The organism is Dyella sp. (genome assembly GCF_035277725.1).
In the GTDB taxonomy this organism is placed as follows: Bacteria; Pseudomonadota; Gammaproteobacteria; order Xanthomonadales; family Rhodanobacteraceae; genus Dyella_B.
The window spans coordinates 21,008-34,430 of the sequence record NZ_DATEJY010000192.1; the positions used below are offsets into that span (position 1 = coordinate 21,008).

Genomic DNA, 13,423 nt, shown 5'->3' on the forward strand with positions numbered 1-13,423 from the left:
ATGACCATCTCTCATATGACCTGCCATCGACGCTTGCTGGTGCTGTTCTCGCTGCTGTTTCTACTGTGCGGCAACGCCGTCGCGCACCCTGCGCTATGGCAGGCAAAACTCGGCGACAGCACGGTGTATCTGTTCGGCACCGTGCATTTGCTGCCGAACGATACGGATTGGCATTTCCCCGCGCTGGACCAGGCGCTTTCAAAAAGCCAGTCGCTATACATCGAACTGACCGACGACGATCAAGGCACCATGACCGCCTTGGTGCTGCGCTATGGCATGGATACCGAGCATCCGCTTTCTTCGTTGCTCAATGAAAGCGACAACGCCGCCTTGGCGAAAGCCGCGCAGGTGGCCGGATTGCCTGGCGGCACCACCGCGCTGCAGCCGATGAAGCCGTGGTTGGCAGCGCTGACGCTGACCGTCGCGCCCTTGATGAAAGCCGGGCTTGATCCTGCCGCTGGCGTGGACAAGCAATTGCAGGCGCAAATGATGCGCGCCGGCAAACCGGTGCATGGCCTGGAAACCGCGGAGCAGCAGATTCGTTTTCTCGCCGACCTGTCGGATTTGCTGCAGATCGCTTTTCTCCGCGACACCTTGCGCGACGTCGAAAAGGACAAGGAAGAACTGCTTTCGCTGGTCGATGCTTGGAAGAATGGCAATGTCGCTGCCATCGCCAAGCTCGAGAACGACGAGCTGAAAACGCAGGAGCCCGCGCTTTATCAAAAACTCTTGGTGCAGCGGAATCAGAACTGGGCGGCCAAGATCAAGGATCTGTTGAGGCAGCCTGGTACCACCGTGTTCGTGGCCGTGGGCGCGGCGCATCTGGCCGGCCCGGACAGCGTGCAGGCGCAGCTGGCGAAGATCGGCGTTACCGCACAGCAGGATTGACCGTAGGTTGGGGTGCGAACCCCAACATCGTCGTTTTCCATGCATCGCAATGTTGGGGTTCGCACCCCAACCTACACACGTCAGAACGACGCCGTGATCGCCTTCGGCTGCAGCGGGAAGCGCGGCATGTGGATGGTGTAGGAATCCATCTTGCCCAGGTCCTTGTAATCCGCCGTGAGCATCTTGCCGTCGTAGCCGACGTCGATGCGATACACATGCCCTGCTTCGACGTTGTCGATGGTGACCTGCTGGCGGTTGAGCAGCTTCGAATTGGACAGCGTGAGCTTGATCACCTGCTTGCCAGGCAACACGCGCACCCAGGGTGTCTTGCCGCCGTTGAATTTCTCCCAGGTGGCGACCTGGTTCACGCCGGTGATACCGCAGATGTACTGCGAGGGCTGGCCGCATACCACCAGCGCGGTATCCGCTTTGGCGTGATCCTTGTCCTTGTAGCCCAGCAACGGATGCCGGCCCGCAAAATGCGCGCAGCCAGCCATAAACGTGCAAGCCATGAGCACGGCAGCGGAGCGTAGATAGCGCATGAGTCACCCGGACGGAAACGATCGGATGATTCTAGCCCAAGCGCCTCGGCATCTGGCACCATCTCAGGGTTGTAGTAGGCCGCCATCCCGGCGTCGCCCCTGGCAGTTATCTCCATGACCCTGCAAGCCAATTACGAACAGATCCCGCTCAAGGAATACGCCGAGCGGGCGTATCTCGATTACTCCATGTACGTGGTGCTGGACCGCGCCCTGCCCTACGTGGGCGACGGCCTCAAGCCCGTGCAGCGGCGCATCATCTACGCGATGAGCGAGCTTGGCCTGGCCGCTACCGCCAAGCCGAAGAAATCCGCGCGTACCGTCGGCGACGTGATCGGCAAGTTCCATCCGCACGGCGACAGCGCCTGCTACGAGGCGATGGTGCTGATGGCGCAGCCGTTCTCGTATCGCTATCCGCTGATCGACGGCCAGGGCAACTTCGGTTCGCCCGACGATCCGAAAAGCTTCGCGGCGATGCGTTACACCGAATCCAAGCTCAATCCACTGGCCGAAGTGCTGCTGGCGGAACTCGGCCAGGGCACCGTGGATTGGGTGCCGAACTTCGACGGCACGCTGGAAGAACCGAGCTGGCTGCCTGCACGCCTGCCGCACGTGCTGTTGAACGGATCAATGGGCATCGCCGTGGGCATGGCCACGGACATCCCGCCCCACAACTTGCGCGAAATCGCCAGCGCGTGCATTCGCCTGCTGGATGATCCGGACGCCACCGTCGCCGATTTGTGCGAATACGTGCGCGGTCCGGACTACCCGACCAAGGCGGAAATCATCACGCCGCGCAATGAGCTGATGCAGATGTACCAGACCGGTACCGGCTCGATTCGCGCACGCGCCGTATACACGCAGGAAGACGGCAACATCGTGATCACCGCGCTGCCGCACCAAGTCAGCCCATCGAAAATCCTTGAGCAGATCGCCGCGCAGATGCGCGCGAAAAAACTGCCGATGATCGAAGACCTGCGCGATGAATCCGATCACGAAGATCCGATCCGCCTGGTCATCGTGCCGCGTTCCAACCGCGTGGACGTTGACGAGGTGATGCAGCACCTGTTCGCCACCACCGACCTGGAAAAGAGCTTCCGCGTCAATCTCAACATGATCGGCCTGGACCTCCGGCCGCAGGTAAAGAATCTCAAGCGCATCCTTACCGAATGGCTGAGTTTCCGCGTCGATACCGTCACGCGCCGCCTCAATCATCGCTTGGCCAAGGTCGAACGCCGCCTGCATTTGCTGGAGGGCTTGCGCATTGCCTACCTCAATTTGGATGAGGTGATCCGCATCGTCCGCACCGAGGACGAGCCCAAGCCGGTGCTGATGGCGCGATTCAAGCTCAGCGAGGAACAGACTGACTATATTCTCGAAACCCGGTTGCGCCAGCTGGCGCGCCTGGAAGAAATGAAGATCAACGCCGAGCGCGACCAGCTTGAGGAAGAACGCGCCAAGATCAACGTGCTGCTGAAATCGCCGGCCAAGCTCAAGGGTTTGATCAAGGAAGAACTGCGCGCGGACGCGGCCAAGTACGGCGACGACCGCCGCTCGCCGCTGATCGAGCGCGAAGCCGCGCAGGCGCTGGACGAAAGCGCACTGGTCGCCAGTGAACCGGTCACCGTGGTGTTGAGCCAGAAGGGTTGGATTCGCGCGGCGAAGGGCCATGACGTCGATGCGGAAGGTTTGTCGTATCGCGAAGGCGACAGCCTGCTCGCCACGGTAAAAGCGCGCACCACGCAGCAAATCGCGGTGATCGATTCCACCGGCCGCAGCTATTCCACGCCGGCGCATACGCTGCCTTCTGCGCGCGGCAACGGCGAGCCGCTCACTGGCCGCTTCACGCCACCCGGCGGCGCACGTTTCGATGCCATCGCCGCTGGTGACAACGACACGCGCCTGATTCTTGCCACCGACTTCGGCTACGGCTTCGTCACCCGTTTCGAGGCGCTCACCGGGCGCAACAAGGCTGGCAAGCAGATCATCACGCTGGGTGATGGCGCACGCGTGCTGGCGCCGCAAGTCAGTGCCGATCCGGCGCGCGACCGCATCGTCGTCGCCACTACGGATGGTCACTTGCTGATGTTCTCGGTGGCCGAACTGCCGGAACTCGACAAGGGCAAAGGCAACAAGCTGATCGAGATTCCGAAGGCCAAGCTCGGCAGTGGCGACGAACGCGTGGCCGGCATTGCCGTGGTCACTGAAGGCAAAGGCGAAGTCACGCTGTATGCCGGCCAACGCAAGCTCACCCTGCGCTGGGCCGATCTGGTCGAGTACGGCGGCAATCGCGCCACGCGTGGCAACGTACTGCCGCGTGGCTTGCGGCGGGTGGAGCGAATCGAGACAAGCGGTTAACACCGTAGGTTGGGGTGCGAACCCCAACGTTGCGATGCATGGGAGATGGCAATGTTGGGGTTCGCACCCCAACCTACTTGAAGGAACTTCATTCGCCCGCAAGTCGTCGAACGACCATGTGCACGGCAAACCATTGCCGCGCGTTATGTCCGTGATGAACTCCGGAGCACCTTCTTCATGAAACGCCGCGCCGTCGCCGCCCTCGCCGCCACTCTCCTGACCGCCGCTGCGTGGGCGCAGACGGGCAGCCATCCCTCGTTGAACCTGAAGCTGCCCGCCGGCGGCTACCAGGGCTATCCGGCATCCGGCTCTTCCGCCTCGCAACCGGCCTCATCCAGTTCCGCCGCCGGCAAAGGCGGCGTCACGGTAAACGGCCATCCGGCCGCCACCAGCCCCGCCCCCGGCGTTTACTACGGCGACACCAGCGGTGTAAGGGGCAACCACGAAGCGGCCGTGCCGGTGTGCGACGACTCCACCTACACCAAGCCGCAGGTGCACGGCGATCTCGGCATGGGCGTGGTCAGCGGCAGCCATATCGGCACTGGTACCTATCAATCGGGCGCGGTCAGCGTGGTGAAGAACACCGGCAGTTGCGACCATCCCACCGGCTCTGTCGGCATTTCCATCGGCGTGAGCCGATTTGGCGGTCTAAACGGGCACTAACAGGTCGAGTGACCCATCTGTGAAAGCAGGTGGAAAGCCGCTCCCCACACACTGCAAGGCCATTCCGCCCTTTCGCCTGCAGTCGAGCCCTTAGTGATTCAAAACGTCGAATTCCGCTTCGAAGGTGGCCGTTGTGGCGTGCTTCTCATCCATGGCCTTACCGGCACGCCCACCGAGATGCGCCTGGTGGGCAAGGGCCTGAATCGCGCCGGCTTCAGCGTCTACGGCATGCAACTGGCCGGCCACTGCGGCAACGTGCAGGATCTGCTAGCCACCGGCTGGAAGGACTGGTACGCCAGCGTGGAGGCAGCGGCAGAAACGTTCCGGGACGAAGTGGACCATCTGTTCGTTGCAGGCCTGTCGATGGGCGCGATCCTTGCGCTCAAGCTCGCTGCAGAGCGCCCCGAATGGGTGCGCGGCGTGGGGGTATACGGCGCCACCTTCCGCTACGACGGCTGGGCGATTCCGTGGTACGGCCGATTCTCCTTCATGTTGCCGTTGCTGCATCGCTTCGGGATCGGCAAGCACCGCATGGTGCATGAAAACGAACCCTACGGCCTGCGCGACGAACGCCTGCGCGCGCAGATCAGCGGCCTGATGCTGGGCGGCGACAGTGCGGCAGCGGGCTTGCCCGGCAATCCTTGGCCCTCATTGGCCGAGATGTACAACATGGCCGCGGTGGTCCGGAGCGAGCTGCCCAAGGTGACGGCACCCTGCCTGATCGCACACGCCACCGAGGACGATGTGGCCAGCCTGGAAAACGCGCACCTGGTGGCGCGCTCGGTATCGGGTCCAGTGGACATGCTGTTGCTGGAAGACAGCTATCACATGATCACCATCGATCGCGAACGCCGCGTGCTGATTGATCGCTCCGCCGATTTCTTCTCCCAGGTGGCCGCGAGCTGTAAGCCCAGCGCGCTCGCCGTCGCCTAATACAGGCTGCCCACTTGCCCCCTCTCGTCGCCACGCTGTGGTTGGTCAACGTGACGCTGGATACCTGCGGCCAGCTCGCCTTCAAGGCCGCAGCCAGCGATCCCGATGCCGGTGACGGCGCCGCGCGCTGGCGCCATATGGCCGGCCGCCCCTGGCTGTGGCTGGGGCTCTCTGCATACGCGCTGCATCTTGCTTCGTGGATCGCCTTCCTGTCGCTGGTCGAGCTTTCCAAGGGCATGCTGCTGGCATCCATCAACATGGTCGCGATCATGATCGGCGGCCGCTTGCTGTATCGCGAAAAACTCACGCCGTTGCGTGTCGCCGGCATCCTGCTTGTCAGTACCGGCGTGGCGATCGTGGGAGCGGCTGGATGAGCACCACGCTGCGCACCTGGCGCTTCTATCTCGGCGGCTTCGCCCTGCTGCTGGTGTTCGACACCCTCGTGCAAGTGAGTTTCAAATTGACCGGCACGCATGCGTTTCCGCCGGAAGCGAGCTGGGCATGGGTGTTGCGCATCGTCGGGCACCCGTGGATCTACATCGCACTGATCGGCTACGTCGGCAACTTCTTCACCTGGATGAGCCTGCTCAAGCATGCGCCGATCGGGCCGGCCTTCGCCGCCTCGCATCTGGATGTCGTCAGCGTGATGCTGGCGTCTGCGTGGCTATTCCACGATGCGCTCACGCCGATGCGAATGCTCGGCGCGGGCGTCATCGTGCTGGGCATCGTGTGCCTGGCCTTTGCCGAAAGCGGCGCGCAGCCGGTGCATGGCGCGCCCAGCACCAATATGCCCGGTGCGACAACCGGTTACTGAGCCATTCTCGTACTGCAAGGTTTAGCTAATCCACGCGACGATATCGCCGATGCGAGTTATGCTGTGGCCGCGCTCAAGAAATTACGCTCCTGCTTTTATGGACAAGGCGCACGCTCTTCGTCAGGCTTGCAGTCAGGGGATTACTGGGGACATTTCATGAGCAACGTGCAACAAGAAGTTTTCGAGATCATCAGCAAGCAGGCAAAGATCGACATCGGCGCCATCAAGCTCGAGTCGACCTTGAAAGATCTCGGCGTGGCTTCGCTGGACGCCATCGAAGTGATCTTCGACATCGAAGAACACTTCAACATCAACCTTCCCAACGAGGAAGTCGATTTCGAAAGCGGCACCGTCGGCCACCTGATCGAAGCAGTGGAACGCCAGCTCGCACAGAAAACCGGTTGAGCATGCGTCGCATCGTCATTACAGGCATGGGCGGCATTTGCGCGCTCGGCCACAATACTTCCGATATCTGGCAAGCCATGGCCGAGGGCCGCAGCGGCATCGGTCCCGTGCATCACATCGAAGCCAAATACCTGCGCAACAATGCGATTGCGGCGGAAATCAGCGATTTCGATCCGCTCAAATACATCGATGAAGCACGCGTACCGTTCCTCGATCCGCTGAGCCAGTACGCATTAGTGGCGGCCGGTGAAGCCATCCGTCAATCGGGCCTGGATTTCCGCGGCGAACGCGCGGCGCGCACGGCGATCGTGGTTGGCGTCGGCTCGGCCGGCGAGGAAACCCGTGAGGGGCTGTATCGGCAGCTTTACGCCGAGCAGGCCAGCCGTTTCCATCCGCTCGGCATCGTGCGCATCATGAGCAACGCGCCGGCCAGCCATATCAGCATGGTGCACGGCATTACCGGGCCCACCTTTGTCGTGTCCAGCGCGTGTGCGTCATCCAACCACGCGTTTGCGCAGGCCGCGATGATGATACGCGCCGGCCTGGTGGACGCGGCGATCGCCGGCGGAACGGAAGCCTGCATTACGCTCGGTGTGCTGCGTGCGTGGGAAGCCATGCGCGTGATGGCACCCGATACGTGTCGTCCTTTCAGCGCCAAGCGCCGCGGCATGGTGCTGGGCGAAGGTTCCGGAATCTTCGTGCTGGAAACGCTTGAGAGCGCGCAAGCACGCGGCGCCACCATTCTGGCGGAGCTGGCCGGCGTCGGCATGAGCGCTGACGCAGGCGATATCGCCGCGCCTTCCGAGGTCGGTGCTGCCACAGCGATGCGCCTGGCCTTGCAAGATGCAGGCATGCAACCGGCAGATGTCGACTACATCAACGCGCATGGCACCGGCACGGCCGCCAACGACTCCACCGAAACACGCGCCATTCACAACGTCTTCGGCGAGCATGCGCCTCGCCTGGCGGTAACGTCCACCAAGCCGATGCACGGTCACGCATTGGGCGCAGCCGGCGCACTCGAAATGATCGCCGTACTTGGCGCTTTGCGCGACGGAATCGTACCGCCGACGCTTAACTACCTTGGCCCTGATCCAGCTTGCGACCTTGATTACGTGCCGCACGAAGCACGCGCCATGAATGTGCGTGCGGCGCTGAGCAATTCGTTTGCGTTTGGCGGCCTCAATGCGGTAGTAGCGCTACGCAAGCCGTAGCGCCGTAGGTTGGGGTGAGGCGTAGCCGAACCCCAACATGATCCACACGCATCGGCAACGTTGGGGTTCGCATACGCTCACCCCAACCTGCGCGTATCCCGTTCAGATCAATGAGGAGCACAGCTGACGCACATGCTGCGTCACCTGCTGCACCCACTGCGGCGACAAACCCATCGGCTCGCTGGAAAGCAGCATTTTCGAATACAGCCGGATCAGTTGCCGCTTGTTTTTGGCGTCGTTCTTGCGCAACTGGCGTGTCTTGGAATCATCCATGATGCGGTAACCGCCCAATAGCTCAGGGACAAACTGGAACTGGGCCTGCCGGATCCAGTTCATCCTGATCCACAAATCCCAATCTTCCAGATAGTCGAAATTCTCGTCGAACGGGTTGTCCAGCAGCACGGACCGCTTCACTAGCGAGAAGTTGTCCATGAAGTTGTCATGCAACAGTGGAATCGACCTTGGCAGCAGGTTGGCCGCCACGTCTACTTGCACGACATCCCGGTAAAAAATCCCCGTTGACGCACCATCGGCGCCGATAAGGCCCATGCCCAGGATGAAAATATCCGTCTCGGGCTTGGATGCAATCTGCGCATTCAAGTGGCTGAAAATGGTTTCATCGATGGTGTTGTCGGCATCCAGCAGCAATACGTAATCCCCTTGCGCATGCCCGATGCCGGTGTTCTTCGCGGCGGAAGAACCACGGTTGGCAGGATGCTGAAACACATGCATCGCAAAACCAGCATCGCGCCGGCATGCAGCCAAAACCTGCTGCGTATCGTCCGTGGAGGCATCGTCCACTACCACCACTTCCAACTCCGATTCATGTCCGTTCGCGGCTTTGGCCACGCTTTGCAACGCAGTCACTAAGTACTGCGCCATGTTGTAAGTCGGGATGACGACGGAGTACTTCATGCGCTCGCCTCCAAAAACAGGATGGAGCGATACATCTCCAACTCGTTCTCTGCCTGATGAAGACGATTGATGTGGTGGATGTCGTTCATGAATCTGAGCTTCATCCGACCACCCACAAACAGGCCCATGCATCCGAGGTAGTGCATGAGCCGGTGCGTATTTTTCACGTGCCTGATCAGTTGAAATCCATGTTTGCCGGCCAGCTCCAGAATGAATTCAACCTTGGGATGATCCATGGCCAAATGTTCCAGCAACCAATCCGGCAGGCTGCCGCTCGGATTGAGAAACGTGGCCGTCTCCACATCGAACTGGTAGCCCGCGCCATCGGTGGGAAACGCGAGAATCAGGTAGCGCCGCGCGATGCGGCGCATCGCCACGAAGAAATCCTCGCGCAGGTTGACCGGTACATGCTCCATCACATCCATCGCGCAGACTACGTCAAACGAGTCTTGCAGCGAAAAAGGATGCACGCCGTTGATCGGCTTGAGATTGGGTACTTCGGGCGTGATTGGCGTAAGGTCAATGCCGAAATAGTCGCCCGAGAAAACGCTGCCGAGGCCGACGTTGCCGCAGCCGTAGTCGAGTATTTTTGAATTCGTCAGCTGGTTTTCCAGCAGAAAATCCAGCACCGGCTCGTAACGGTAAATCCAGTCGATGGAAACCTGCTGACTGCTGATAAACGGATTGTCCGTGTCGTATTTCAGGCGTGCTTCCTTCATAGTCGGCTGAACGTCCACGATTGCATGCGCCCATCCTTATACGGCATCACGCCATGGAAAGGACGCGGATCGCGGTCGAACACCAGTGGCAGGAAGTGGCGATCGCCTTCCCACATCGGCAGCTCCATGATGCGATCGATATCGATCCACTCAAGCGTGCCTTCGGGATTGTGGGTAAGCGGCTCGCCGCTGAAACTGTCGATGACGAAGATGAAACCCAGCCAGTCCTCGCCCTGCTTGCCGAAGCCCGGCCAGTTGAGCGTGCCGCGCAAATGCATCGTCTGGCATTCGATGCCGGCTTCCTCGTGGATTTCACGGCGCATGCAGGCGGCGATGTCTTCGCCGGGTTCCATCTTGCCGCCCAAGCCGTTGTACTTGCCCAGGTGCTGGTCATCGGGCCGCGCGTTGCGGTGGATCATCAGGACCTTGCGCCGGTCTGGAGACAGCACGTAACCGAGCGTGGCGACGATGGGGGTGTAGGGCATGGGCATCCCTTTCCTGATCTCAAAGCTGAAGTTTACGCCCTGACATTGTGTAGATGCTCTTGCATCCATCACGCCCAGCCAGCGACCATCCACAGATGCGCTCGTCCACCCACACCCGACGGTTGCATCGCAGCCTGTCATCCCGCCTGCTTGCCCTGCTGGCGGCGCCGGCGCTGCTGGCCGCCTGCGGCAATCAGTTGCAGCCGATGGAAAGCCGCGAGGTGACATTCCAGGGCCAGGACTTCACCGTAGTGAGCCTGGATCTGCATCGCGAGGCATTGACGCTGCACTGGAAGAATCCCGACGACGGCCAGCCCTACGGCGATATCCAGAGCCTGCGCGAATGGGGCGCGGCGAACGGCAAACGGTTGATGTTTGCGGCCAATGCGGGCATCTACAATCAATCCTATGCGCCGCTGGGGCTGTACGTAGAAAACGGCAAGACATTGGTGCCATTGAATCTGTACCGCGGCAACCCCGCCGCCGGCAATTTCTCGATCCAGCCCAACGGCGTGTTCGCCATCTATCGGGACGGCCACGCCGCGGTGCGTACCAGCGCCGACTTCAAGGCCGACGCCAAGCCGGTGGACTGGGCCACGCAGTCGGGGCCGATGCTGGTGATCGACGGCAAGATCAACGACCAGTTCGTGCACGACTCCACCAGCAACAAATGGCGCAGCGGCGTTTGCGCACGCACGCCGTACCAGGTGGTGTTCGCGGTGAGCGAGTCACCGGTGAATTTCCACACCTTCGCGCAACTGTTCCATGACAAGCTCGACTGCAAGGATGCGCTGTATCTGGACGGCACCATCTCCCAGTTCTACATCGACGGCACCGGCTACGCCGGCGCCCCCACCTTCATGGTCAAGCCCTATGCGGGCATCTTTGCGGTGTTTGCCGAACAATGACAACGACGACGCGATCTCGATTCCGTTGGTTCCGTACGCTGTTGGTTCTTTTGCTTATCGTGGTGATCGGCCTGTTCGCTGCCGGCTGGTGGCTGCTGGCCGGCAGCCGTGCACAGCTGGATGGCCAGCAACGGGTCACCGGGCTCCAGCATCCGGTCACCATTGAGCGCGACGCACTTGGCACCACCACCATCACCGGCCAATCGCGTGAGGACGTGGCTTACGCGCTGGGTTACGCACACGGACAGGAACGGTTCTTTCCGATGGACCTGATGCGCCGTGTTGCGGCCGGCGAGCTGTCGGAACTGGTAGGCGCCGCCGCGCTCGACACGGATATCAATCATCGCCGCCACCGCCTGCGCGCCGTCGCGCAAGCCGCGTATGCCGCGCTCACGCCCGCGCAGAAGCACATGCTGGATATCTATCGCGACGGGGTAAACGCGGGACTTTCGAATCTGCGCGAGAAGCCCTGGGAATACCTGCTGCTGAAGGCCAGGCCGGAACCCTGGCGTTCGGAAGACACCATGCTGGTGATCGCCGCGATGTATCTGGACCTCAACGACGATGGACGCAACGAGCGCGAACAGCACATTGCCGACATGCGCGCCGTGCTGCCCGATCCGTTGGTGGATTTTCTGATCTCGCCCGATTCGAACTGGGAAGCACCGTTGCAAGGCGGTGCCTCGCCCTCGCCGGTTATTCCCGCCGCAGACGTGTTCGATTTACGCAAGCTCGGCGCACAGCCTGGCGAGGCAAAATTGGCCGAAACATCGATACCCTCGGTGGATCGCTTTTATCCCGGCAGCAACAGCTTCGCGGTGGCGGGCAACATTTCGCGCTCGGGCACGGCGATGCTTGCCAACGACATGCATCTGGGCTTGCGCGTGCCGGACATCTGGTTCCGCGCACGCCTGCGCTATCCCGATCCGACGGCGCCCAAAGGTGAGCGCGACGTGGTCGGCGTCACGCTGCCCGGCACACCTGCGCTGGTGGTGGGCTCGAACGGGCAGATCGCCTGGGGCTTCACCAACAGCTATGGCGACTGGATGGATTGGGTGCGCATCCAGCGCGACCCGCACGATCCCACTCGCTACAAAGTCCCGGAAGGCTGGGCGGCGATCGAATCGCACGATGAAATCATCGGCATCAAGGGCGCCGCACCGCACAGCCTGCATGTGGAAGACACGCGCTGGGGACCGATCCTCACCAAGGACACTGACGGTACGCCGCTCGCGCTCGCGTGGATCGGTGATCAGCCGCGCGCCTACAACCTGGCCTTGATGCAACTCGAGCACGCCAGCACCATGTCCGCCGCGTTGGATCTGGCCACACGTTTCGGCATGCCGCCGCAGAACTTCCTGGTGGCCGACAGTGCGGGCCATATCGGCTGGACCATCGCCAGCAACAGCATTCCGCTGCGCGCGGGTTTCGATCCGCAACGTCCCGCGGATTGGTCGCAACCGAACGTGGGCTGGACGGGTTGGGCGGCGCCGTCGCAATACCCGCGCATCGAAGATCCTACGGATGGACGGCTATGGACGGCCAACAATCGCACGGTCGGGGGAGATGAAAACGCATTGCTTGGCGAGGGCGGGCACGATGTCGGTGCGCGTGCACAGCAAATTCGCGATGACCTCCGCGGCCGCGCCGATTTCGGTCCCGGCAATTTGCTGGATATCCAGCTTGACGATCACGCACTGTTCCTTGCCCGCTGGCAACGCCTGCTGCAAACCACGCTGGCGGACACGCACGATCCCGTGCTCGGCCAGCTGCGCCAGCTCACCAGCGCATGGCGCAACGAGGCGGCACCCGACAGCGTGGATTACCGCCTGGTGCACGCCTTCCGCGATGAAGTGCACAAGCTGGTGCTCGCGCCATTTGCCGCGCGCGTGCAGCAACGCTTTCCCGATTTCGAATGGCCCGGTCCGGGCAATCAGGAAGCGGCCGTGTGGATGATGATCCAACAACAGCCTCCACAACTGTTAGACCCTGCTTATCACGATTGGCGCGCCTTGCTGCTGCAAGCCGCGCGCAATGTCGTCGACACGCTAGGCAAGCAACCCGGTGGACTTGCTGCGCGCACCTGGGGCGAGATCAATCACGCCAGCATCCGGCATCCGCTATCGCGCGCGCTGCCCGGCTTTATCGGCCAATGGCTGGACATGCCGGAGGACGAATTGCCCGGTGATAACAACATGCCGCGCGTGGCTCGCCCCGGACAAGGTGCATCCGAACGCATGGACGTATCGCCAGGGCATGAAGCCGACGGCATTCTGGAAATGCCGGGCGGACAAAGCGACAACCCGCTGTCGCCGTTCTACGGCGCCGGTCATGAGGATTGGGTACACGGACGTCCGACGCCGTTGTTGCCGGGGGCGACGAAGTACACGTTGGTGCTGGAGCCGTCGCCGCGGTGAGGTGGTGACGCGGCGTTGTTTCAACTTCCTGATTAGCCCCGACGCTCAGCCGCGAGTCGCGTGATTTGAGATCTTGTGCGCACACGATGACGCCTCCCAACGAGGAACGACGTCATGGCAATCAACCCCGTGCAGTTTCAAGAAGGCCTGTCGATGGTCCAGTTC

Annotated in this window: 14 protein-coding genes; 10 read left to right on the forward strand and 4 right to left on the reverse strand. The window is 61.7% G+C overall.

What is annotated here, in order from left to right; translation table 11 throughout:
• Positions 1 to 888 carry a TraB/GumN family protein gene (locus VJR68_RS16540; RefSeq protein ID WP_324149527.1) on the forward strand — a complete coding sequence of 296 codons (888 nt, stop codon included), beginning with the start codon at positions 1 to 3 and terminating at the stop codon, positions 886 to 888.
• Positions 889 to 968: 80 nt separating this feature from the next.
• On the opposite strand, the gene VJR68_RS16545 is transcribed toward VJR68_RS16540, so the two are convergent.
• Positions 969 to 1,430: a hypothetical protein gene (locus tag VJR68_RS16545; protein ID WP_324149529.1), complete on the reverse strand. Its 462-nt coding sequence runs from the start codon at positions 1,428 to 1,430 to the stop codon at positions 969 to 971.
• Positions 1,431 to 1,544: 114 nt separating this feature from the next.
• Here VJR68_RS16545 and parC point away from each other — a divergent pair, with 114 nt between their 5' ends.
• The 7 genes from parC to VJR68_RS16580 all read left to right on the forward strand — a co-directional run bounded on the left by parC (position 1,545) and on the right by VJR68_RS16580 (position 7,814).
• Positions 1,545 to 3,785, forward strand: coding sequence for a DNA topoisomerase IV subunit A (gene parC, locus VJR68_RS16550; protein ID WP_324149531.1), 2,241 nt, complete (start codon positions 1,545 to 1,547; stop codon positions 3,783 to 3,785).
• Positions 3,786 to 3,962: 177 nt separating this feature from the next.
• On the forward strand, positions 3,963 to 4,448 hold the full coding sequence (locus tag VJR68_RS16555; protein ID WP_324149533.1) for a hypothetical protein: 486 nt from the start codon (positions 3,963 to 3,965) through the stop codon (positions 4,446 to 4,448).
• A 93-nt stretch (positions 4,449 to 4,541) separates the two neighbouring features.
• A complete protein-coding gene (locus VJR68_RS16560; protein WP_324149535.1) occupies positions 4,542 to 5,381 on the forward strand; it encodes an alpha/beta hydrolase in 840 nt (279 codons plus the stop codon).
• Positions 5,382 to 5,395: 14 nt separating this feature from the next.
• Positions 5,396 to 5,755, forward strand: coding sequence for a hypothetical protein (locus VJR68_RS16565; RefSeq protein ID WP_324149537.1), 360 nt, complete (start codon positions 5,396 to 5,398; stop codon positions 5,753 to 5,755).
• Positions 5,752 to 6,195 carry a DMT family transporter gene (locus tag VJR68_RS16570; protein WP_324149539.1) on the forward strand — a complete coding sequence of 148 codons (444 nt, stop codon included), beginning with the start codon at positions 5,752 to 5,754 and terminating at the stop codon, positions 6,193 to 6,195. The genes VJR68_RS16565 and VJR68_RS16570 overlap by 4 nt, the downstream gene beginning before the upstream one ends.
• Before the next feature lie 156 nt (positions 6,196 to 6,351).
• A complete protein-coding gene (locus tag VJR68_RS16575; RefSeq protein ID WP_324149541.1) occupies positions 6,352 to 6,600 on the forward strand; it encodes an acyl carrier protein in 249 nt (82 codons plus the stop codon).
• A 2-nt stretch (positions 6,601 to 6,602) separates the two neighbouring features.
• Positions 6,603 to 7,814 (forward strand): beta-ketoacyl-[acyl-carrier-protein] synthase family protein, encoded by a 1,212-nt coding sequence (locus VJR68_RS16580; protein ID WP_324149542.1) that lies wholly within the window; start codon positions 6,603 to 6,605, stop codon positions 7,812 to 7,814.
• A 102-nt stretch (positions 7,815 to 7,916) separates the two neighbouring features.
• Here VJR68_RS16580 and VJR68_RS16585 read toward each other — a convergent pair whose 3' ends face one another.
• Genes VJR68_RS16585 through VJR68_RS16595 form a run of 3 tightly spaced genes read right to left on the reverse strand, consistent with a single transcriptional unit; the run spans position 7,917 to position 9,933 of the window.
• Positions 7,917 to 8,729: a glycosyltransferase family 2 protein gene (locus VJR68_RS16585; protein WP_324149544.1), complete on the reverse strand. Its 813-nt coding sequence runs from the start codon at positions 8,727 to 8,729 to the stop codon at positions 7,917 to 7,919.
• The gene (locus VJR68_RS16590; RefSeq protein ID WP_324149546.1) at positions 8,726 to 9,448 is read right to left on the reverse strand and encodes a methyltransferase domain-containing protein; all 723 of its coding nucleotides are present in this window, start codon (positions 9,446 to 9,448) and stop codon (positions 8,726 to 8,728) included. Before VJR68_RS16590 ends, VJR68_RS16585 begins: the two co-directional genes overlap by 4 nt.
• Positions 9,445 to 9,933, reverse strand: a complete 489-nt coding sequence (locus tag VJR68_RS16595; protein WP_324149548.1) for an 8-oxo-dGTP diphosphatase — start codon at positions 9,931 to 9,933, stop codon at positions 9,445 to 9,447. The genes VJR68_RS16590 and VJR68_RS16595 overlap by 4 nt, the downstream gene beginning before the upstream one ends.
• Before the next feature lie 95 nt (positions 9,934 to 10,028).
• On the opposite strand from VJR68_RS16595, the gene VJR68_RS16600 reads away from it, so the two are divergent.
• The gene (locus VJR68_RS16600) at positions 10,029 to 10,841 is read left to right on the forward strand and encodes a phosphodiester glycosidase family protein (RefSeq protein WP_414647806.1); all 813 of its coding nucleotides are present in this window, start codon (positions 10,029 to 10,031) and stop codon (positions 10,839 to 10,841) included.
• A complete protein-coding gene (locus tag VJR68_RS16605; protein ID WP_414647807.1) occupies positions 10,838 to 13,258 on the forward strand; it encodes a penicillin acylase family protein in 2,421 nt (806 codons plus the stop codon). The genes VJR68_RS16600 and VJR68_RS16605 overlap by 4 nt, the downstream gene beginning before the upstream one ends.
• Positions 13,259 to 13,423: the final 165 nt, after the last annotated feature.

Excerpts from the sequence above, each read along its gene's own strand:
- VJR68_RS16605 (WP_414647807.1), top strand. The coding sequence starts at position 10,838 with ATGACAACGACGACGCGATCTCGATTCCGTTGGTTCCGTACGCTGTTG.
- VJR68_RS16555 (WP_324149533.1), top strand. The coding sequence starts at position 3,963 with ATGAAACGCCGCGCCGTCGCCGCCCTCGCCGCCACTCTCCTGACCGCC.
- VJR68_RS16585 (WP_324149544.1), bottom strand. The coding sequence starts at position 8,729 with ATGAAGTACTCCGTCGTCATCCCGACTTACAACATGGCGCAGTACTTA.
- VJR68_RS16575 (WP_324149541.1), top strand. The coding sequence starts at position 6,352 with ATGAGCAACGTGCAACAAGAAGTTTTCGAGATCATCAGCAAGCAGGCA.
- parC (WP_324149531.1), top strand. The coding sequence starts at position 1,545 with ATGACCCTGCAAGCCAATTACGAACAGATCCCGCTCAAGGAATACGCC.
- VJR68_RS16580 (WP_324149542.1), top strand. The coding sequence starts at position 6,603 with ATGCGTCGCATCGTCATTACAGGCATGGGCGGCATTTGCGCGCTCGGC.
- VJR68_RS16545 (WP_324149529.1), bottom strand. The coding sequence starts at position 1,430 with ATGCGCTATCTACGCTCCGCTGCCGTGCTCATGGCTTGCACGTTTATG.
- VJR68_RS16540 (WP_324149527.1), top strand. The coding sequence starts at position 1 with ATGACCATCTCTCATATGACCTGCCATCGACGCTTGCTGGTGCTGTTC.
- VJR68_RS16595 (WP_324149548.1), bottom strand. The coding sequence starts at position 9,933 with ATGCCCTACACCCCCATCGTCGCCACGCTCGGTTACGTGCTGTCTCCA.
- VJR68_RS16600 (WP_414647806.1), top strand. The coding sequence starts at position 10,029 with ATGCGCTCGTCCACCCACACCCGACGGTTGCATCGCAGCCTGTCATCC.
- VJR68_RS16590 (WP_324149546.1), bottom strand. The coding sequence starts at position 9,448 with ATGAAGGAAGCACGCCTGAAATACGACACGGACAATCCGTTTATCAGC.
- VJR68_RS16570 (WP_324149539.1), top strand. The coding sequence starts at position 5,752 with ATGAGCACCACGCTGCGCACCTGGCGCTTCTATCTCGGCGGCTTCGCC.